This window comes from Bilophila sp. 4_1_30 (assembly GCF_000224655.1).
In the GTDB taxonomy this organism is placed as follows: domain Bacteria; phylum Desulfobacterota; class Desulfovibrionia; order Desulfovibrionales; family Desulfovibrionaceae; genus Bilophila; species Bilophila wadsworthia.
The window spans coordinates 149,046-167,362 of sequence record NZ_JH114235.1 but is presented as its reverse complement, the minus strand read 5'-3'; the positions used below and the strand labels follow the sequence as shown (position 1 = coordinate 167,362).

Below are 18,317 nucleotides of genomic sequence, written 5' to 3'. Positions count from 1 at the left end.
GATGACGAAAAAACACCCTTTGCGGGGCACCCGTAAACAGTTTCGGGACGGGTTCGCAAGCTTTACCGCCCGTCTCGGCATGGGACAGGACAACCAGCTCGCCAAAAGCGGCTATGTCGCGGAAGGCTATGTCACGCGCAGCAACACCGAGCTCGAGGACATGTACCGCACGAGCTGGATTGTGGACCGCGTGGTCAACGTGGTCGCCGAAGACATGATCCGGGGCGGCATCGAGATCCGTTCCCAGATGGAACCGGACAAGATCGACGAGCTCATGCGGGCCGTACGCAGCGCGGGCATTCCCGGGAGGTTCTCGGACGCGATCAAGTGGTCACGTCTCTACGGCGGAGCGCTCGCCGTCATACTCATCGACGGGCAGGAGCTTTCCGAGCCGCTCGATCTCGAGGCCGTCCCGCAGGGAGGGTTTAAGGGGCTGTACGTCCTCGACCGCCACCAGGTCACGCCGTCCGACGGGAAGATAGACGATATCGGGCCGATGCTCGGGTATCCCGAATCGTACCGCATCAATCTGGACGTTTTGACGGGCGAGACCATCCACCACAGCCGGGCGATCCGCTTCATCGGGGCGGAACTCCCGTGGCAGCAGCGACAATCCGAGCAGTGGTGGGGCGGGAGCGTCGTGGACAAGCTCTATGATCGCCTCGTCGCGCTCGATTCAGCGACCCACGGCACAGCGAACATGCTCTACAAGAGCTTTCTGCGCGTGGTCGGCGTTGACGGGCTGCGGCAAATCCTGCAACAGGGAGGCCGCGCCGAGGCCGGGCTTCTCAAGCAATTCCAGATGATCCGCCAGGTCCAGACGAACGAGGGGATCACATTGCTCGACAAGAACGATACCTTCACCACGCACGGCTGGAGCTTTGCGGGCATCTACGACGCCATGCAGGCGTTTATGGAGCAGATCGCCGGGGCAACGGGCATTCCTCTGGTCCGTTTGCTCGGACAGTCGCCGAAAGGCTTTTCAACGGGCGAGGCCGATCTGCGGACGTATTACGACACGGTGAGCACGCTTCAGGACGACGATCTCCGTCCCGCCTACGATACCGTCTTCCGTGTGCTCGCGCGCTCACTCTGGGGCGAGGCGCTCCCGGACGATTTCGCCTTTGAGTTCCGCCCGCTGTGGCAGCCGTCCGAAACCGACAAGGCGACCATCGCCACGGCCGACGCCCAAAACGTCGCGGGGCTCCATACCGCCGGTGTGCTTACAAGAAAAATGGCGCTGACGGAGCTCAGGAACGCCGGGCGCGCTTCCGGGCGTTTTGTGAGCATCACGGACGAGGACATCGCGCAAGCCGAAAAGGAAGACCAGGCCCCGCCTCTTCCCGAGGGTATTGACATGTTCGCGCCGACGGGAGGCGATAATGGCTGAGTGGGCGATGCCGTGGGCGTTTACGGATCGCCTGAAAATCCGGGACGCGGCCTCGGCCTTCGTCGCCTCCCGCGCGGCGGAACGGGCGTATGAGCGGAAGCTCCGATCGGTCGCGGAGCGCGTCAGAACGACGCTGGCAACGACAAAGCCCGAACAGGCGGAAAAGGCCCTGCGCGAGTACGCCGAGCTCATCGGGCCGTGGGCCGCGCAGTCGGCCGCGACCATGCTGGCCACGGTCGATCGGAAAAACCGCGATTCGTTTCTGCGCGAGGCGGCACGGGCGGGGATCGACATGCGCATTCTTCTTGCTTCGCCCGGCGTCGGGTACGCGGTGCAGGACCGCATCGCCGAAAACGTCAGGCTCATCAAAAGCATCGTGACCCATTCCGCCGACGACGTGGCGAAACTCGTGCAAGAAAGCATGGCCACGGGGATGCGCGCCGAAGATCTGGCCAAACGGATCGAGCGCGTGGGCGAAGTCTCGAAATCGCGCGCCCGCACCATAGCCGCCACCGAAGTCTCCAAGGCGGGAACCGCGCTCACGCGCGCCCGTGCGGAGTCCGTCGGTTCCGAAGGGTACATCTGGCGCACGGCGAGGGACGGGGCAGTACGCGATTCGCATCGAATGATGGAGGGAAAGTTCGTCCGCTGGGACTCGCCGCCCACGCTCGACGGCATGACCGGGCACGCCGGGGAGTTCCCGAACGATCGCTGCTACCCCGAGCCGGTCATTCCGCGCGGCGACGGGACGTCCTACAACCAACCGCTCCCGACGCAGGAAGAGGAAAAGGCGGCGGGCGAGCAGCGACTTATGACCGCGTGGGAGCACCACACGCCGGAAGGCGGCGAAGCCTGGCCGGAAGTGGTGCGGCATGTGCCGGGTGAACCTCTTTATAATATAGGGAAAGCAAAATTCATTTCACAAAAGCTGACGAAATATTCGCTCGACGTCACCAGCCCGAAGGGAAAGGCGAAGGCGGAAGCCTTCCGGAAGTTCCTGGGTTTTGGACCGGATGATGCCCAAACGATCGAACGGCTGGCTATGGAAGGCATACGGCACCTCCCCGCCGAACGGATGGATACGGACAAGTGGGGGGAGCGCTTCAGCGTGTACGTGCCCATGAAGGGCAACAACGGGAAGGTCGCGAACGTACTGACGGCCTGGATATACGACCGCCTGGAGGACGGGAGGCTCTCCACCGTTCCCCGCCTCTCCAATTGCTATCTGGACAAAAAAAGCATAGCGTACATCAAAAATATGGAGAAATATCATGCTTGAGGCGTTCACCGGAGCCCGGCTTACGCGGGACTTTGAGATGCGCAGGAGGGACGGAGAGGTGATACTCATCCCCGCCGGAACCTCTTGCGTCGTCCTTGACGTCTACAAGTCCCCTCCCGGCTATGAAATGGAATTCGACTACGGCGGCGAGGAGTTCAGTATCGGCATCCCGGCCGACATCGTGGAGCCCTACGGCGGGTAAAACGGGATTTCTCCCCTTTTCGTTTTTTACGGCCTTTTTTTCTTCCGTCCTTCCCGGTATTCACGTTTTTGCCTTTCGCGTCTTGTAAACGGCCTGTAAACACCTTAACGGGCATATCGGGCTCTTCCTTCCTGTCCCGCGACGAATGAAAAGCACCCTGATCAACATCGGGGTGCTTTTTTTGCGTCCGGCGTGCCAGTGTCGGCTCATGCGCTACCACACACAATCCCGTCTTTCCGAACACATGTTCGAAACCCCCGAAGGGTTTCTTCTCTGCCCCGGCGTCGCCATCGCGCGGACGGGTCCGCAGCCCTACGCTGCGGACGAAGTCGCCGACGACGTAGAGGGGTTCTCCGACGTCGTGGTCATGCTCCGCGACGAGGACGAAGTCTTCGACTCCGAAGCTATGGCTTCTTTCGAGGGCAAGCCGCTCGTTATCGACCACCCCGACGAAGATGTGAATCCGGACAATTGGAAGGAACTCGCCGTCGGCCACGTACAGAACGTGCGCCGGGGGGAAGGGATCGACGACGATCTGCTCATCGCGGACATTCTGGTGACGGACGCCGAAGCGATCCGGCTCATCCGCAAAGAAGGGCTCCGGGAACTGTCGTGCGGGTATGACGCGAGAAACGAGGCCGTCCGTCCCGGCATGGGACGGCAAACCGACATCCGCGGCAACCACGTCGCGCTCGTCCCTCACGGGCGTTGCGGGGCACGGTGCCGCATCAACGACAGGAAGGGGACAATGGCAAAGAAACCGAGCTGGTGGGACCGCATCATGGGCAACCCCAAGGTGAGAAAGGCGATGCGGGACGCCGAAGAAGAGCTGAAGGCGCAGGACGAGGAATGTCAGGCCAAGGACGAGGACGATCCCAAGGCCACTACCGCCACGGATGAAGGCGATCCCGTTGCGGAAAAGCTCGACGAGGTGCTGATGCTTCTGCGGACGCTCGTCGAGGGCAAGAGCACGTCTGATGAGGACGATCCCAAGAGTACCGAGGATGAAGACACCACCGAGACCAATGACGACGAGACCGTAAACACGGGCGACAACGAGCCGGACGGCACGAGCGACGAGGACGATCCCGCAAGAACAACCGATCGCGCCATACGCCGCCGGACCGCAGACGCGGACACGCTGCGCCGGGCCGCGACGCTCGCCCCGGGGCACGCCTTCCGGATGACGGACAAGGCTTGCACCGTCAAGCGCATCGCCCTGCGTGACGCCTGCCGTGACAAGGGCATTTCCCGCATCGTCGACGCCTGCCTGCGCGGCACTGATCTCGAGCGTTGCGACTGCATGACGCTTGACGCCGCCTTCATCGCGGCTTCCGAAGTGGCCGCGAACCGCGCCAACCGCCGCACGGCCGACGCGCTCACCAGGGCGAGCGTACGCGACTTCGGCAAAACCGTCTCCCCGGCCGACATCAACAAAGCCAACCGCGATTTTTACAAGAGAGGTTAACATGTCCGCCTATCTCACCCGTATGCCCGCAGGCATCCCCGGCGACGTCAGCCGCAAGGAAGGCGCGACCATCGAATCGAGCCTCGTGGGCTCAAAAGCGATTCCGTACGGCGCGTTCGTCAAGCTCGTTTCCGGGAAGCTCGAACCCCTTGCGGCATCCGACACCGCAGCCGTCATCTACGGCCTCGCCGTCCGCCCGTATCCCAAGCAGTCCGACGCCGTCGGCTTCGGAGCGGCCAGCGCCCCGGCGGGGAGTCTGTGCGACGTGCTCCGTTCCGGCTACATGACCGTCAAGCTCGCAAGAGGCACGGCCGTGCGCGGCGGGCAGGTCTACGCCCGCGTCACCGCCGACACGGGCAAGGCCGTCGGGGACATCGAAGCCGCCGACGATACGGGCAAAACCGTGGCCGTATCGGGCTGCACATTCATGGGACCGGCCGACGCCGACGGCAACACCGAAATCGCCTACAACATCTAGGAGCTCATCATGTTTACTTTTGACCGCCGTACTATCGACTCCTCGGGCGCGTTCCTCGTCGGCGAGCTCGAACGGCTCGACAAAACGCTCCACGCCCCGCTTTCCTCCGTCACATGGGGGCGCGACATCGATCTGCGCGAAGACGTCACCATCGCCGACGAATCGAGTTCGTTCACCCTGTCCAACTACGCGGCCAGCGGCAACCCCAATCCCAAGGGCAAAAACTGGATCGGCGGCAATGCCACGGCGATCGCCGGGATCGCGCTCGACATCAACAAAGTCTCGCTCGCCCTGCACCTGTGGGGGATGGAACTCGGCTACTCCCTGCCCGAGCTTGCCGCCGCGCAACAGGTCGGGCGGCCCATCGATACGCAGAAGTATGAAGGCATCAAACTGAAGTTCCAGATGGACACCGACGAGATGGTATACGTCGGCGACGCCGATCTCGGCGTTCCCGGCCTCGTCAACAGCGATGCCGTCACGCCTGAAAACGTCACTACGAAATGGAGCGACGCCTCAGCCACGCCGGAAATGATCCTCGATGACATCAACGGCCTCATCGACGCCGTCTGGAAACAGTCGGGCTATGCCGTCTGCCCGACGCACCTGCTCGTCCCCCCTGCGGCGATGGCGAAGCTCGTCAAGCCCGTCACAACTGCGGGCAGCAAGTCGATCCTTCAGTATGTCCGGGAAGAATGCCTTGCCCTTCAGATCAACGGGCGTCCGCTTGAGATCAACCCTGTCAAATGGCTTTCCGCCGTCGGTGCGTCGAGCTCCGGCCGCATGGTCGCGTACACGAAAGACCCCATGTACGTCCGGTTTCCGATGGTGCCGCTCACGCGTACGCCGCTTGAATACCGGGGTATCTACCAGCTCACCACCTATTACGGAAAGCTCGGAGAAGTCGAGTTCGTCTACCCCGAAACCGTGGGCTATGCCGACGGCATCCTGTAGGAGCGCGGACATGAAACGCATTTACGTGGACAAACCGTTTCGGCTGCGTACGTCCGACGGCGTGCGGGAATTCGGCAAAGGCGCGCACTCCGTCGACGACACCACGGCGGAGCATTGGGCCATGAAGGCATGGCTTGCCGAAGGCCGGTACCGCGTCGCCTTCACCCGACCCGACGGCGTCGAAGAAACGCCCTTTTCGGAAGAAGATCCGGAGATCACGCCCGCACCCGAAGCCCCCGCAACGAAAAAGAAGGGCAAGGCATGATCAGCGTCGCCGGATTCCGGGATTCCTTCCCGCAGTTCACCGAAGCGCTGTTTTCAGACGGGCGGGTGGCGTTCTACCTCTCGCTCGCCGGGAAGGCCATGTCGGAGGAGAAGTGGGAAGACCTCTACGAGGAAGGCGTCTGCCTGTACGCCGCGCACCACCTGACGCTCGAAGCCGCCGCCATGAAGGCGGCGGACGGCACGGGAGGCATGGACGCGGCCGCCGGGCCGGTGACGAGCCAGACGAAAACCGTGGGCTCCGTCTCAAAGTCCGAAAGCCGGGGAGGCGCGGCCGCGTCCGGAAGCGCCAACGTAAACGCCGGACATTGGAACGATACCGTTTACGGCAAACAGTGGTGGCAGCTCGCCATGATCATCGGCGCGGGGGCCGCGCACGTATGATCCCCACGCTCTCGATCCGGCAGACCATGAGCAACCTTTCCGGCATCCGAAAGGCTATGAAGGCGCTTACCCGTCAGGACGTCCTCATCGGTGTCCCGGCTGACGAATCTGGACGGGAGGAAGGCGACGGGCTGAACAACGCCGAGCTTTCCTACATTCACGAGTTCGGGACCGAGGACGGGCGCATCCCGCCCCGGCCCCACCTCGTGCCGGGAGTGAAGAAAGCGCAGGCGGACATCGCCGACGCCTTGGAGAATGCCGCATCAAGGGCGCTCCACGGGGACGCGTCGGCTGTCCGCGCCGGGCTCGAAAAGGCGGGCCTTCTCGGACAGAACGCCGTCCGGGCGACGTTTACCGACAACGACTGGCCGCCGCTCGCTGACGGCACGCTTGACGCGAAGCCGCTTAGAAAAAGCGATACGGGAGACGTCCTTACCGATAGGAAAGGACGTCCGCTCAGGGAAAAGTCGCGCAGGGAGTCGGGGAAGATCAACCCGCTTATGGATACGCGGCAACTGCAAAAAGCCCACACCTACGTCATCCGCGACAAGTCGGCGGGCGGCGACGGCACAAAAATACTGGGGTAGCACATGGACATCGACTTCTCGGACATGCTCTCCGATCCCGACTTCGTCGAGCCGTTTACGGTGACAAGGCGGGAAGCCGTGGTTTTCGGGGACGACTACAGGACCATCGAAAGCCGGCACGACGCCGTGGGTTCCATCCAGCCGGCGACGCCGAAAGAACTTGAGCGCCTTCCCGAAGAGGATCGGGACAAAGAGACCGTGTCCATCCATACGGCTTTCCCCCTGCGCACGGGCGGCCGGGACACGGCGCGACCGGACCGGATAACCCGCACGAAAGACGGCGCGGCCTATCTGGTGGCCAGCGTCGAGCCGTGGGGACATCTCGGCTGCGAGTTCGTGAAGGCGCTCGCGCAGCGGGAGCTTGAGTAATGGCCAACACCAGCGCCACCGGCGGCTACCTTGTTCCCGAACAGGGCATGACGCGCCATGAGCTTGAGGAGCTCCTGCGGACGGTCTTTTCCGGCTGCACGGGGATCAAGCGGATCAACGTGCGTACGAAATGGAAAGCGGAACCCGACAACATCCCGAAAAAGGCCGAAACATGGCTTTCGTTTGCGATCATGAGCCGGGAAAGCCCGAAAGCGCAGGTACTGCACCTCGAAACGCCGGACGGGGAAGGAACCGGCCGCGTCATGACGCACGAGACCATCGAAGTACTGACGAGCTTTTTCGGGCCGGACGCCGAGGACATGGCCGTCAGGCTCAAGGCCGCGCTTCAGGTTTCGCAGAACCGGGAGGCGCTCTTCCGGGAAGGCGTGGCCTTCGTACGCGGCGGGAACGTCACGACGATGCCGGAACTTGTCGCCTTCGGCTGGAGGCCCCGCGCCGACATGACGCTGACCTTCCGCCGCGCTCCGAAAAAGAGCTTCGGCACCGTTGAAATCCCCGCCGAATCCCCGTCCGAGGGCACCGTAAACATCAGGCACGCGAAAGAGGCGGAAACCGGCTTTCGCGTAAACAGATAGGAGAACCGTCATGGCGAAAGCGCTCAGCGTCGATCGTGTCGTCAAGGTCACGATCAACCTGCAACCCCTGGCTGCGGGCCGCCGGAACTTCGGCGTCCTGCTCATCGTCGGCGCGTCCGACGTGATCGACATGGAGGAACGCATCCGGGCCTATACCGGGATCGACGGCGTGGCCGCCGACTTCGGCGTGTCGACTCCCGAATACAAGGCGGCGGAACTGTTCTTCTCCCAATCCCCGCGCCCCTCGCAGCTCAGGATCGGAAGGTGGGCGAAAACAGCTACTCCGGCCGTGCTCAAGGGCGCGGTCCTTCCCGACGACGAGGCCGAACCTTCGGAGTGGACGGGAATCACGGGCGGAACCTTCGCCGTTTCCGTCGGCGGGGCGAGCAAGGAAATCACGGGGCTCGACTTCTCCGGGGAAACGAACCTGAACGGCGTGGCGGGCGTGATCAGTACGGCGCTGGCGAGTGCCGGAGCATCCTGCGTCTGGACGGGCGAACGCTTCGTCATGACCACCACGGCGAAGGGGACGGCCGCGAAAATCGGCTACGTGTCCCCTCTGGGCAGCCCGCCCGGCACGGACATTTCCCGAAAGCTCCGCATGACTGAATCGACCGGGCTTCCGCCCGTCGACGGCGTCGACGGCGAAACGGCCAAGGAAGCCGTCATGGCGCTCGCCGACAAGTCCGGGGACTGGTACGGCTGCGTCTTCGCCGACGAGGCCCTGACCGTGGACGATCATCTGGACGTCGCCGCATACGTCCAGGCGGCATCGAAATCCCGCATCTACGGCGTAACGGATACGGACACGCGGGCGCTCGACGCCACTTATGCGAACGACGTCGCGAGCAAGGCCAAGACGCTGGGCTACACGCGTACCATCGTCGCCTACAGCCAAAATCCCTACGCGATCGTCTCCGCGCTCGGCCGGGCGTTTACCGTCAACTTCAACGCCAACCGCTCGACGATCACCCTGAAATTTAAGCAGCTCCCCGGCATCACGGCCGAAGGGCTCACGGAAACGCAGGCGACGGCGCTTGAGAGCAAGCGCTGCAACGTGTTCGCGGCCTATGACAACGACACGGCGATCTTTCAGGAAGGCGTCATGGCGGGCAGCGCCTACTTTGACGAAATCCACGGGCTCGACTGGCTGCAAAACGCCGTGCAGACGGAAGTCTGGAACCTGCTTTACCAGTCGAAAACCAAGATCCCACAGACGGAATCCGGGGCGAACCAGGTTATCGCGTGCATCGAGGCGTGCCTTGAAGAGGCCGTAAACAACGGGCTCATCGCACCCGGCACGTGGAACGCCGACGGCTTCGGGCTCCTTGAGCGCGGCGACTACCTCGAGAAGGGCTACTACGTGTACGTGTCCCCCATAGCCGATCAGCCGCAGTCCGAGCGGGAACAGCGCAAGCTCCCGGTCATCCAGATCGCCGCGAAGCTCGCCGGGGCCGTCCACTTCGTCGATGTACAGATCGACGTCAATAGATAAGGGGAAAAACAATGGGATACACCTACAGTTTTCTTGACGTGCAGGCAGCCATTTCCGGCCCCGGCGGCAACTTCCCCCTTGCCGGGGACGAATCCGGGAACAGTGAGGAAGGCATCACCATCGAGCCCACGGGCGACAAGAACATCATGACCGTAGGGGCCGACGGCTCCGTCATGCACAGCCTGAAAGGGGATCGTTCCGGCACGGTGACGGTGCGCCTTTTGAAGACGTCGACCATCAACGCCGCGTTGCAGGCGCTCTACAACTATCAGACGACGTCGAGTTCCCGCCACGGCCAAAACACGATCACTATCCGCGACGTGGCCCGGGGCGACACAATCACCTGTCAGAAGGTCGCCTTTGCGAAAAACGCCTCGAAAACCTACGATGGCTCCGGCGGCATCATGGAATGGACCTTTCACGCGGGGACGATCTCCGCCCTTCTCGGAGCGTAAGCGATGCAGTTCACCATTAAGGACAAAACGTTCAGCGCCGGGCTCATGCCCGCCATAAAGCAATTCCATGTCGTGCGGCGGCTCACGCCGCTCGTCGACGCGGCAAAAGACATGCTTGACGACAAGGCCGTCAAAAGACTCATGGAGGGAGGGAAAACCGAAGACGTGCAGCTTTCCGACTTCCATCTCGGCCCGATCGCATCCGTCCTCGCGTCTCTGCCCGACGCCGATTTCGAGTACGTCGTCAACGCCTGCCTTGACGTGACCGAGCTGAAGCAGCCCGACGGCGGGTTCGCTCCGGTACGCGTCAAGGGCGTCGTCATGTTCCCGTTCGATCTGTCGACGCTCATCGGCATCGTCTGGAACGTGCTCAAGGGGAATCTTTCCGGTTTTTTCGGAGACCTCGGCTCGGCTTTGTCCGCCAAGGGGCCGACGTCGCCGTCGAATGGGTAAGCCTTCCCACCGGCGAGGACTGGATCATGCGGCCGGTCATCCGGGGGGTATGCCGGTTTGAGAGCCTTAAAGACGGCGTCCTCACCCTTGAGGACGTCGCCCTCATGAACGAGGCGCTCGACGTGCAGGACGAGAACGAACATAGGTATATGACTGCAAAGGAAAGGGAGCGCAGATAATGGCGGGTGCCGCGAGAATTGCCGAGTTTTTCGCCTCGGTGGGCTTCCAGGCCGACGAAAAGTCGCTTAAGTCCGCGCTCACGAAAGTGGCCGCCTTCGGCGCGTCCGTTTCCGTGCTCGCGGGCGGCGTCTTCGCGTCGCTTGTGGGCATCGCCAAAGCCGAAGCCGACATCGCCGCGCAGGCCGACAAGCTCGGCACTTCTTCGGAACGCCTTGAGGAACTGCGGTATGTCGCCGAACAGACGGGCTCAAGCGCCGACAAGCTCACGGCCGCGCTCGAATCCATCGCCTCGAAGAATCCCCGCATCAAAGACACGGCCGCCGCCTTCGATCTGGTTTCCGACCGTATGCGGGGCATGTCCGAGCTGCAAAGAAAACTCTACGCGCAACGGCTTGGCATCGATCCGACGCTCATTCCCATGATGACGGACGACGTGGCCGGGCTCCGGGAGGAATTCCGGGCCATGTACGCCGTGGCCGGGACGGATGCGAAGGCCGCCGCCGAAGAGTCGAAGGGCTTTTTGAACGAGCTTGCCAAGCTGAAGACGCTTTCCGGGATGCTGGCCAAGGCCGTGGGGCTCGCCTTCATCGGCAAGATCCGGCGCGACATCGAAAACCTGCGCCGGGTCATCATGGAGAACTTCGGGAAGATCCAGCGCATCCTGCAAATCGTGATCGGTTTCGTCATGCGCGTAGCCGGGGCGATCGGCGCGTTCGTCTACCGCATCATCAAATGGGCGGGACAGCTCGTCGGCTGGTTCGACAGTCTTGACGATGGGCAAAAAAAACTTGTTATCGGCGTGGGGTTGCTCATTGCGGCGTGGAAGATGCTGAACCTCGCCTTCCTGACCACGCCGCTCGGTATGCTCATTACCGGGCTCGCCGGTATCGTCGCCCTTGTCGACGACTACCTGACATACATGGAAGGCGGGGAAAGTTATTTCGATTGGGGGCCGTGGGCCGATACCATCAAAACATGCGTCGACTGGCTGCAACGCGCGGCTGGGGCGATCGGCACGTTCATTACGGAACATCAGGATCTCCTTATGAGCGTCGCCAAGGGGATCGGCGTATTCATGGGCATTCGGGGCGCGATCGGCATGGTCATTGCCGGAATTGGCGGCATGAAGAAAGCCTTTTCCGTATTTACGGCGGCGCTTTCAGCCAACCCGTTCATGCTCCTGCTCGCCGTGGCCGTTACCGTCGCGACGCTCATCATAGATAATTGGGACGCGGTCAAGGCGTTCTTCGTTGATGCATGGGCAACCATCAAAGAGACCTTCGGCAACGCATGGGACGCCATTTCCGCCAAGTTTCCAAACCTTACGGCGGCAGCCGAAGCCATGCTTCAGGGGCTCCTGCAACAGTTCGGGTTGCTGCGGGACTTTGTGGTCGCCGTCTTTACCGGCGACTTCTCCGGAGCCGTTGATGCCGCGCTCGGACTGTTTACGAACTTTCAGGAAACGCTGTGGAACATCTTTTCCGCGCTGGGCAACGCCATCCTCGGGATATTTTCCTCGCTGTGGGGCAAGGTCGCCGAAACCTTCCCCGATTTCGGCAAATGGGCCGAAAGCGCTGGCGAAGCGATCAAAGGGGCTTTCGGTCGCGCGATCGGATGGGTCAAGGAAAAGCTCGGCGGGCTTGTGGACATGCTCCCGGATTGGGTGCTTGAAAAGATAGGATGGAAAACGGAAGGCGACGAAAAAAGCGGCACCCCCGAGAAGGCTGTCCCGGCGTCCGCAAACGGGGTTCCTGAATACCGGGCGGCAGTGGAACCGGCATACCGAAATCCCTATATGCCTCCTTCCGGTCCGGCCATCGTTCCGACCGCCGCACAACGCGCCAACATGACGACGAACAACCGGAGCATGAAGATCGACGCCAAAACCGAGATCACCGTCAACGGCGCGCAGTCTCCCGCCGAAACGGCGAAGAACGTCGCCAGGCAGCAAACGAACGTCAACGCGGATCTCGTCCGTCACGCGCAAGGGGCAGCCCGATGAACTGGCTGTCGCAATCAGAGGAGCCCGCAACGCTGCGCCCCCAACGCAGTATCGGGGGCGTCACGTTCGACGTGGTCGTCGAAGAGCAGCACGAAGATACGCTTGAGATCACCGAGCACCCCGTCGAGCACGGCGCAAACATCAGCGATCACGCGTTCATGAAGCCTGCGTCAGTCACCATCCGCGCGGGCGTTTCGGACGGTTCCGGTTCCATTGCCGGAGAAAAGGCGGGGGTTTCCGTGTATGAGGCGCTGCAAACACTCCAGAAGGCCCGCGAGCCGTTCGACATCATCACCGGAAAGCGCAAGTACCGCAATATGCTTATCGAAACGCTCTCCGTGCTGACGGACGCCGATTCCGAAAACGCGCTCGTCGTCACGGCGGATTGCCGCGAAGTCATCATTGTCAAGACGCAGACGGTTTCCGTCCCTCCCCGCTCCAGACACAGAAACGCGGGAAAGACCGGCGGGACGGCGAACAAGGGGCAAAAGCAGGCGAAACGCCAATCCATACTCAAGGCGGGGATCGGATAATGGCCGTTTATACCATTCCTTTGGAACCCGAACCGCAGAGCTTCATCATCGCGCTTGGCGGCAAGGAATACCGGCTCACCGTCCGCTGGTTCGACGCCCCCGAGGGCGGGTGGCTCCTCGATCTGGCGACGGTTGAGGACGAGCCCGTCATAGCGGGCATCCCGCTGGTGGCCGGGTGCGATCTTCTGGAGCAGTACGGGTATCTCGGTATCGGCGGCAAGCTCGCCGTCTCCGGAGACGTGCCGCCGACGTTGGACAACCTGGGGGAAGACGTAACCCTGCTTTTCGAGGTGGACGATGACGACTAGTGCATCAAACAAGGAAGAGAAGGAATCCGGCCGCCAGTGGCTCCGGAAGTGCTCCCTTCTCGTCGGCAAGGGGAGGGACGGACTGGAGCTCGGGGATCTGCGGATCGTCTTCAAGACGACGAAGGGCGACGTCGAAACCCCGAACAGCGCCGAAATCAATGTTTACAACCTGTCCGAAGTCACGAGCAGCAAGATCAGGAAGGAATTTACCCGCGTCGTGCTTCAGGCGGGCTATCAGGACAACTGCGCGGTCATCTTCGACGGGACGATCAGACAGGTCCGGCGCTTCCGCGAGAACGGGACGGACGTTTGCACGTCCATCCTCGCCGCCGACGGCGACGCGGCTTATAACTACGCGGTGGTCAATACGACGCTCGCGGCGGGTTCCACGTCCGCCGAACACGTCGGGGCGTGCCAGAAGGCTTTCTCGGGAAAGGGCGCGGATACCGGGTATATCCCGGACATGGCAGGCCCGGCGCTCCCGCGCGGCAAGGTCATGTACGGCATGGCGCGCAAATACATGCGCGACACCGCGAAGCAGACCGGCACGTCGTGGAGCATCCAGGACGGCAAGGTGCAGATGGTTCCCGTCAGGGGATATCTTCCCGGCGAGGCCGTGGTGCTGACGGCTGAAACCGGGCTTGTCGGCGCGCCGGAGCAGACGAACGACGGCATTAAAGTCCGTTGCCTGCTCAATCCCCGGCTCCGCATCGGCGGCCGCATCAAGCTCGACAACGCGAGCGTGAAGGAAATGAAGACGGAACTCAAAATGAACGCGAACCTTTACGGAAAACCGAAGCTCGACAATGACGGCCTGTACCGCATCATCAAGTGCGAATTCACGGGCGACACGCGCGGCAACGACTGGTACGCCGATCTTGTCTGCATCGGGATCGACGACACCATGCATCTTCCTTTGGACCAGCTATGATCGACAGACGCGAACGACAAGACGATCCCGTGGAGTCCCAGCGCGCGGCTCTCGACGGACGCCAGGCCGAGATCTGGACGGCGCTCCCCGGTATCGTCCAATCCTTTGATCCGGTGGCCATGACCGTTACCGTACAGCCCGCCGTAGCCGGGCGGGTGACGGACGAAACGGGCAAGACGTCTTCCGTAAACATGCCCCTTCTGCCCGACGTCCCCGTGGTCTTTCCTGGCGGCGGGGGTTTTACGTTGACCTTCCCCGTCGCCTCCGGGGACGAGTGCCTTGTGGTGTTCGCTTCCCGCTGCATCGATGCGTGGTGGCAGTCGGGCGGAATAGGCGAACCGATGGAGCCCCGGATGCACGACCTTTCGGACGGCTTCGCGCTCGTCGGCGTCCGCAGCCAGGCGCGCAGGCTGTCCCCCGCAGTCGATTCCGAAAACGTGCAGATCAGGTCCGACGACGGCAAAACGTTCATCGAAATGACCCCGGGCGGAGATGTCAATGCCGTCGGGCCGACATCCGTCACGTTGAAGAGCGAAGGCTCCATCACGCTCGACGCCCCTCAGATCATCATCAAGGGGCTGCTCTCCATGCAGTCGCAGTCCGGCGGCGCGACCACGGCCATGCTCGACGGATCGCTCAACGCAACCGGAGACGTCACGGCCTCGAACATCAGCCTCAACAGCCATACGCACCCCGGCGACAGCGGGGGGACCACGGGAGGCCCGCAATGAACGGCAAGCTTGTAGGCGAAGGCGTCCGGTTTGAACGCATCCGCCGGATCACCGGCTATCTCGTCGGCTCGGTCGATCGCTTCAACGACGCCAAGGCCGCTGAAGTCCGGGATCGCGTAACGCATATCAACATGAAAGGGGTACGCAATGAGGTACCGCAAGCTCGATGATTCCGGGGATTTCATGTTCGGCCACGGGCAAGCGGACTTTCACCATAACACTCCGGAAGCCGTCGCTCAGGCCGTCGCCACGCGGCTACGCCTTTTTTCCGGCGAATGGTTTCTCGACGTTACGGAAGGCACGCCCTACGTTCAGGCAGTCTTCGGCAAGCACACGGCGCAAACATACGGCCCGGCGCTTCGCGAGCGTATCCTTGACACCGAAGGCGTGACGGGGCTTGCCGCGTTCGAGACCGTTTATGACGGAGAAGCAAGACGCCTTACCGTAAACGCGACCATCGAAACCGTTTACGGGGAAGCCGTTGTTCAGGAGGTATTGTGATGGCGCTCACCTATATTGACGACACGGGAATCCATCTGCCCGATTACCCTACCGTCCTCGACCATGTCAAAGGCATCATGCACGACATCTACGGAGACGATCTCTATATTGAAGCGGACAGTCAGGACGGACAGCTCTGCGCCGCGTTCGCTTCAATGATGCACGACACCTATGCGCTTTGCGGTGACGTATACAACGCCTTTTCGCCGTCAACCGCGCAAGGCGTGGGGCTCTCAAGCGTAGTCAAGATAAACGGCATAAGGCGCAAGACGGCCAGTTATTCGACCGTTGATCTACGCATCGTCGGGCAGGTCGGCACCATCGTCACCGGCGGCAAGGCCGAGGACGTGGCCGGGCAAAAATGGCTTTTGCCCGCTCGGGTCGTCATTCCCGCCGAAGGCGAAATTACGGTCACGGCCACGGCCGAAGTCATGGGAGACATCCGGGCCGCCGCCGGGGAAATCACCAAAATCGCCACGCCGATGCGGGGCTGGCAGACCGTAAACAATCCGGCGGCCGCAACGGCGGGTGCTCCCGTGGAGAAGGATTCGGAACTGCGCGGACGTCAGGCCATCAGTACGGCCATCCCGTCACAGACGCCGCTTGAAGCGACCAAGGGGGCCGTAGCCCGGCTTTCCGGCGTGACGCGCAGTGCTGGATATGAAAACGACACGAACGAAACGGACGAGCGCGGTATCCCGGCGCACAGTATCGCCGTTGTTGCTGAAGGCGGCGACACGGCTCAGATCGCCGAGGCCATTTTCGCAAAAAAGACACCCGGCTGCGGCACCTACGGCACGACGACTGTCTCCGTGCGCGACGAATACGGCGAACCTTCGCAAATCCGGTTTTTCCGTGCGACGGACATGCCAGTCTATGCGCGGGTCACGCTCAGGGCGCTTTCCGGCTATCTTTCATCCACAGGCGATACCATCCGCAAGAACCTCGCCGCGTACATCAATACGCTCGGCATCGGCGAAAAGCTGTACGTGAGCCGCCTGTATACCCCTATAAACGCAGTCGCCGCAGAAACCTTTTACGTCGAATCCATCGAGATAGGTACGAGCCCGGGAGTGCTCGCCGCCGAAAATATCGCCGTGGCGTTCAACGCCGTAGTCTCCTGCACGGTGGAAGACATCGAGGTGATTGCTACATGAGCGCGGACGACTACCTTGCCTTGATCACTTCCGAGCACCGGCACCGTCCGAAGTTCGAGGCCGTCGTCGCCGGACTGGCCGGGCCGTTCGTCGAAATGCAGGCCATGCTCGAAAGGATGCGGACCCTGCACGACATCGACACGGCCACCGGCGTACATCTTGATCGCGCGGGAGAATGGATCGGAAGAAGCCGCTATGTGGCCATTCCCCTTGAGAATGTCTATTTCTCGTGGGGCGTCGAAGGGCTTGGATGGAACGAAGGCTACTGGAAAGGGAAGTATGACCCGGATCGCGGCATGGTGCGGCTTTCCGACGACGCGTACCGAACCGTCCTGAAAGCGAAGATCGGCGCGAACCGTTGGGATGGAACCATCCCCGGGGCGTATGAAGTTTGGAGAACGGCTTTCGCGGATATCGGGAGTGTCGTCGTCATTCAAGACAATCAGGACATGAGCATGATCCTCGGCATAACCGGAGTCCGGCTCGACAACGTCATGCGCCAACTCATCCTCCAGCGCTATATCGACCTGAAGCCCGAAGGCGTCCGTATCTCGTACTATGCCGTATCGAACAGCGGCGCTCCCCTTTTCGCCTGGAACTGCGATTCCGAAGGGCTCGCAGGATGGGCAAGAGGGGCATGGCCTGAAAAAATCCTGCCTTTTCACCCTGATCACCGTCAGGGGAGATAAAAAAAGCTGGCGCGGGCATGTTGGACTCACAGGAGGACGACATGCCCGTTATCAATGAAATATTGCCTTTCGCCCCACAGGCGACCGTTGAACTGAGTGAAATTCTGAGCCTCGCCGACTACACCGCCGACATGCAGCGCCTGCGCGGAAACCAGCCGGGAATCGCCCGGCTCGAGCTTGTCAACACGGTGCTCAGGCAGACGTCGCATATGGCCGCCGGGCTCGCGCAGTTCATCGCCAACCGGTACGACGGCGGCGTCAAAGACGACGGAAACCTCGACGCCGTCGAATCCGGATTGCAGGCGGCGATCATGAGCCTCGTCTCCGGCGTCACGGACCCTCTGTCAAAAACGCTGGCGACACTTGAAGCAATCCGTAAAAGCTGGATTGGAGCCCCCCGTTACCACCGCTCTACGGTGCTCCCCCCGGACTACGCATGGGTGAATGGCGACCTCATACTTTTTGAAGATCGTCCAGAATTTGAAGAGGTTTACCTCGCTGGCGGCTTCGAGGGAATGCTTCTCGAAGCAAACGCCACCAGCGAGCAGATCGCCGCCAACCTCGGGAAGTTCAGAAAACATCCTAACGGACTGGGATTATACCTTCCTTCGTGTGGCGAACAGTTTTTCCGAGCTTGGGGGCAGGGGGCGGGCCGGGAGGCGGGCTCGGCGCAGGGAGATGCTGCACGTAATATCTCAGCGAACGCTCCATATCTTTCGACAAATCAGATTGGCGCACAAGCCGAGGGCGCTTTTTCTTGGCATACACTGATCGGTCCTCTGACACTTATAACATATGAAACAGAAGCGTCAGGAGGTCTGTCTTTTGAGTCGTCTCGTGTGGTCCCGACAGCCGAAGAAAACCGCCCGGTCAATGTCGCGCTCCCCGTGTGT

25 protein-coding genes are annotated in these 18,317 nt (G+C 61.8%); all 25 read left to right on the top strand.

Annotated elements, in window-relative coordinates; genetic code table 11:
* Nucleotide 1: 1 nt before the first annotated feature.
* Nucleotides 2-1,390, top strand: coding sequence for a DUF1073 domain-containing protein (locus HMPREF0178_RS18325; RefSeq protein WP_009369087.1), 1,389 nt, complete (start codon nt 2-4; stop codon nt 1,388-1,390).
* Entirely contained in the window at nt 1,383-2,669 is a 1,287-nt protein-coding gene (locus tag HMPREF0178_RS21210; protein ID WP_009369086.1) for a phage minor head protein, read from the top strand. Before HMPREF0178_RS18325 ends, HMPREF0178_RS21210 begins: the two co-directional genes overlap by 8 nt.
* The gene (locus HMPREF0178_RS18315) at nt 2,662-2,871 is read left to right on the top strand and encodes a hypothetical protein (protein ID WP_009369085.1); all 210 of its coding nucleotides are present in this window, start codon (nt 2,662-2,664) and stop codon (nt 2,869-2,871) included. Before HMPREF0178_RS21210 ends, HMPREF0178_RS18315 begins: the two co-directional genes overlap by 8 nt.
* Before the next feature lie 145 nt (nt 2,872-3,016).
* Complete coding sequence (locus HMPREF0178_RS18310) at nt 3,017-4,339, top strand: DUF2213 domain-containing protein (protein ID WP_009369084.1); 1,323 nt, start codon at nt 3,017-3,019, stop codon at nt 4,337-4,339.
* Nucleotide 4,340: 1 nt separating this feature from the next.
* Nucleotides 4,341-4,817 carry a hypothetical protein gene (locus HMPREF0178_RS18305; protein ID WP_009369083.1) on the top strand — a complete coding sequence of 159 codons (477 nt, stop codon included), beginning with the start codon at nt 4,341-4,343 and terminating at the stop codon, nt 4,815-4,817.
* A gap of 9 nt (nt 4,818-4,826) precedes the next feature.
* On the top strand, nt 4,827-5,771 hold the full coding sequence (locus tag HMPREF0178_RS18300) for a DUF2184 domain-containing protein (RefSeq protein ID WP_009369082.1): 945 nt from the start codon (nt 4,827-4,829) through the stop codon (nt 5,769-5,771).
* Nucleotides 5,772-5,781: 10 nt separating this feature from the next.
* Complete coding sequence (locus HMPREF0178_RS18295) at nt 5,782-6,036, top strand: hypothetical protein (protein ID WP_009369081.1); 255 nt, start codon at nt 5,782-5,784, stop codon at nt 6,034-6,036.
* Entirely contained in the window at nt 6,033-6,437 is a 405-nt protein-coding gene (locus HMPREF0178_RS18290) for a DUF4054 domain-containing protein (protein ID WP_009369080.1), read from the top strand. The genes HMPREF0178_RS18295 and HMPREF0178_RS18290 overlap by 4 nt, the downstream gene beginning before the upstream one ends.
* The gene (locus HMPREF0178_RS18285) at nt 6,434-7,024 is read left to right on the top strand and encodes a hypothetical protein (protein ID WP_009369079.1); all 591 of its coding nucleotides are present in this window, start codon (nt 6,434-6,436) and stop codon (nt 7,022-7,024) included. Before HMPREF0178_RS18290 ends, HMPREF0178_RS18285 begins: the two co-directional genes overlap by 4 nt.
* 3 nt (nt 7,025-7,027) lie before the next feature.
* Complete coding sequence (locus HMPREF0178_RS18280; protein WP_009369078.1) at nt 7,028-7,393, top strand: hypothetical protein; 366 nt, start codon at nt 7,028-7,030, stop codon at nt 7,391-7,393.
* Complete coding sequence (locus HMPREF0178_RS18275; RefSeq protein ID WP_009369077.1) at nt 7,393-7,989, top strand: hypothetical protein; 597 nt, start codon at nt 7,393-7,395, stop codon at nt 7,987-7,989. Before HMPREF0178_RS18280 ends, HMPREF0178_RS18275 begins: the two co-directional genes overlap by 1 nt.
* Before the next feature lie 10 nt (nt 7,990-7,999).
* Nucleotides 8,000-9,484, top strand: coding sequence for a DUF3383 domain-containing protein (locus HMPREF0178_RS18270; RefSeq protein WP_009369076.1), 1,485 nt, complete (start codon nt 8,000-8,002; stop codon nt 9,482-9,484).
* Between the two features lie 11 nt (nt 9,485-9,495).
* Nucleotides 9,496-9,939, top strand: a complete 444-nt coding sequence (locus tag HMPREF0178_RS18265) for a phage protein (protein ID WP_009369075.1) — start codon at nt 9,496-9,498, stop codon at nt 9,937-9,939.
* A 3-nt stretch (nt 9,940-9,942) separates the two neighbouring features.
* Nucleotides 9,943-10,392, top strand: a complete 450-nt coding sequence (locus HMPREF0178_RS18260; RefSeq protein ID WP_009369074.1) for a phage tail assembly chaperone — start codon at nt 9,943-9,945, stop codon at nt 10,390-10,392.
* Between the two features lie 26 nt (nt 10,393-10,418).
* A complete protein-coding gene (locus tag HMPREF0178_RS22215) occupies nt 10,419-10,571 on the top strand; it encodes a hypothetical protein (protein WP_009369073.1) in 153 nt (50 codons plus the stop codon).
* Nucleotides 10,571-12,574 (top strand): hypothetical protein, encoded by a 2,004-nt coding sequence (locus HMPREF0178_RS18255; RefSeq protein ID WP_009369072.1) that lies wholly within the window; start codon nt 10,571-10,573, stop codon nt 12,572-12,574. Before HMPREF0178_RS22215 ends, HMPREF0178_RS18255 begins: the two co-directional genes overlap by 1 nt.
* Nucleotides 12,571-13,107 carry a phage baseplate protein gene (locus HMPREF0178_RS18250; protein WP_009369071.1) on the top strand — a complete coding sequence of 179 codons (537 nt, stop codon included), beginning with the start codon at nt 12,571-12,573 and terminating at the stop codon, nt 13,105-13,107. The genes HMPREF0178_RS18255 and HMPREF0178_RS18250 overlap by 4 nt, the downstream gene beginning before the upstream one ends.
* Complete coding sequence (locus tag HMPREF0178_RS18245) at nt 13,107-13,415, top strand: hypothetical protein (protein WP_009369070.1); 309 nt, start codon at nt 13,107-13,109, stop codon at nt 13,413-13,415. The genes HMPREF0178_RS18250 and HMPREF0178_RS18245 overlap by 1 nt, the downstream gene beginning before the upstream one ends.
* Nucleotides 13,405-14,346: a hypothetical protein gene (locus HMPREF0178_RS18240; RefSeq protein WP_009369069.1), complete on the top strand. Its 942-nt coding sequence runs from the start codon at nt 13,405-13,407 to the stop codon at nt 14,344-14,346. Before HMPREF0178_RS18245 ends, HMPREF0178_RS18240 begins: the two co-directional genes overlap by 11 nt.
* Nucleotides 14,343-15,077, top strand: a complete 735-nt coding sequence (locus tag HMPREF0178_RS18235) for a Gp138 family membrane-puncturing spike protein (protein WP_009369068.1) — start codon at nt 14,343-14,345, stop codon at nt 15,075-15,077. The genes HMPREF0178_RS18240 and HMPREF0178_RS18235 overlap by 4 nt, the downstream gene beginning before the upstream one ends.
* The gene (gene nrdD / locus HMPREF0178_RS18230; RefSeq protein WP_009369067.1) at nt 15,074-15,247 is read left to right on the top strand and encodes an anaerobic ribonucleoside-triphosphate reductase; all 174 of its coding nucleotides are present in this window, start codon (nt 15,074-15,076) and stop codon (nt 15,245-15,247) included. Before HMPREF0178_RS18235 ends, nrdD begins: the two co-directional genes overlap by 4 nt.
* The gene (locus tag HMPREF0178_RS18225) at nt 15,225-15,578 is read left to right on the top strand and encodes a hypothetical protein (RefSeq protein WP_009369066.1); all 354 of its coding nucleotides are present in this window, start codon (nt 15,225-15,227) and stop codon (nt 15,576-15,578) included. Before nrdD ends, HMPREF0178_RS18225 begins: the two co-directional genes overlap by 23 nt.
* Complete coding sequence (locus tag HMPREF0178_RS18220) at nt 15,578-16,735, top strand: baseplate J/gp47 family protein (RefSeq protein ID WP_009369065.1); 1,158 nt, start codon at nt 15,578-15,580, stop codon at nt 16,733-16,735. The genes HMPREF0178_RS18225 and HMPREF0178_RS18220 overlap by 1 nt, the downstream gene beginning before the upstream one ends.
* Entirely contained in the window at nt 16,732-17,424 is a 693-nt protein-coding gene (locus HMPREF0178_RS18215; protein ID WP_009369064.1) for a DUF2612 domain-containing protein, read from the top strand. Before HMPREF0178_RS18220 ends, HMPREF0178_RS18215 begins: the two co-directional genes overlap by 4 nt.
* Nucleotides 17,425-17,465: 41 nt before the next feature.
* Nucleotides 17,466-18,317, top strand: an 852-nt coding sequence (locus tag HMPREF0178_RS22210; protein ID WP_009369063.1) for a hypothetical protein, incomplete at its 3' end; no start/stop codon positions are given.

Bases quoted from the DNA above. Each gene is read 5' to 3' on its own strand.
- HMPREF0178_RS18325 (WP_009369087.1), top strand. From the start codon at position 2: ATGACGAAAAAACACCCTTTGCGGGGCACCCGTAAACAGTTTCGGGAC.
- HMPREF0178_RS21210 (WP_009369086.1), top strand. From the start codon at position 1,383: ATGGCTGAGTGGGCGATGCCGTGGGCGTTTACGGATCGCCTGAAAATC.
- HMPREF0178_RS18315 (WP_009369085.1), top strand. From the start codon at position 2,662: ATGCTTGAGGCGTTCACCGGAGCCCGGCTTACGCGGGACTTTGAGATG.
- HMPREF0178_RS18310 (WP_009369084.1), top strand. From the start codon at position 3,017: ATGAAAAGCACCCTGATCAACATCGGGGTGCTTTTTTTGCGTCCGGCG.
- HMPREF0178_RS18305 (WP_009369083.1), top strand. From the start codon at position 4,341: ATGTCCGCCTATCTCACCCGTATGCCCGCAGGCATCCCCGGCGACGTC.
- HMPREF0178_RS18300 (WP_009369082.1), top strand. From the start codon at position 4,827: ATGTTTACTTTTGACCGCCGTACTATCGACTCCTCGGGCGCGTTCCTC.
- HMPREF0178_RS18295 (WP_009369081.1), top strand. From the start codon at position 5,782: ATGAAACGCATTTACGTGGACAAACCGTTTCGGCTGCGTACGTCCGAC.
- HMPREF0178_RS18290 (WP_009369080.1), top strand. From the start codon at position 6,033: ATGATCAGCGTCGCCGGATTCCGGGATTCCTTCCCGCAGTTCACCGAA.
- HMPREF0178_RS18285 (WP_009369079.1), top strand. From the start codon at position 6,434: ATGATCCCCACGCTCTCGATCCGGCAGACCATGAGCAACCTTTCCGGC.
- HMPREF0178_RS18280 (WP_009369078.1), top strand. From the start codon at position 7,028: ATGGACATCGACTTCTCGGACATGCTCTCCGATCCCGACTTCGTCGAG.
- HMPREF0178_RS18275 (WP_009369077.1), top strand. From the start codon at position 7,393: ATGGCCAACACCAGCGCCACCGGCGGCTACCTTGTTCCCGAACAGGGC.
- HMPREF0178_RS18270 (WP_009369076.1), top strand. From the start codon at position 8,000: ATGGCGAAAGCGCTCAGCGTCGATCGTGTCGTCAAGGTCACGATCAAC.
- HMPREF0178_RS18265 (WP_009369075.1), top strand. From the start codon at position 9,496: ATGGGATACACCTACAGTTTTCTTGACGTGCAGGCAGCCATTTCCGGC.
- HMPREF0178_RS18260 (WP_009369074.1), top strand. From the start codon at position 9,943: ATGCAGTTCACCATTAAGGACAAAACGTTCAGCGCCGGGCTCATGCCC.
- HMPREF0178_RS22215 (WP_009369073.1), top strand. From the start codon at position 10,419: ATGCGGCCGGTCATCCGGGGGGTATGCCGGTTTGAGAGCCTTAAAGAC.
- HMPREF0178_RS18255 (WP_009369072.1), top strand. From the start codon at position 10,571: ATGGCGGGTGCCGCGAGAATTGCCGAGTTTTTCGCCTCGGTGGGCTTC.
- HMPREF0178_RS18250 (WP_009369071.1), top strand. From the start codon at position 12,571: ATGAACTGGCTGTCGCAATCAGAGGAGCCCGCAACGCTGCGCCCCCAA.
- HMPREF0178_RS18245 (WP_009369070.1), top strand. From the start codon at position 13,107: ATGGCCGTTTATACCATTCCTTTGGAACCCGAACCGCAGAGCTTCATC.
- HMPREF0178_RS18240 (WP_009369069.1), top strand. From the start codon at position 13,405: ATGACGACTAGTGCATCAAACAAGGAAGAGAAGGAATCCGGCCGCCAG.
- HMPREF0178_RS18235 (WP_009369068.1), top strand. From the start codon at position 14,343: ATGATCGACAGACGCGAACGACAAGACGATCCCGTGGAGTCCCAGCGC.
- nrdD (WP_009369067.1), top strand. From the start codon at position 15,074: ATGAACGGCAAGCTTGTAGGCGAAGGCGTCCGGTTTGAACGCATCCGC.
- HMPREF0178_RS18225 (WP_009369066.1), top strand. From the start codon at position 15,225: ATGAGGTACCGCAAGCTCGATGATTCCGGGGATTTCATGTTCGGCCAC.
- HMPREF0178_RS18220 (WP_009369065.1), top strand. From the start codon at position 15,578: ATGGCGCTCACCTATATTGACGACACGGGAATCCATCTGCCCGATTAC.
- HMPREF0178_RS18215 (WP_009369064.1), top strand. From the start codon at position 16,732: ATGAGCGCGGACGACTACCTTGCCTTGATCACTTCCGAGCACCGGCAC.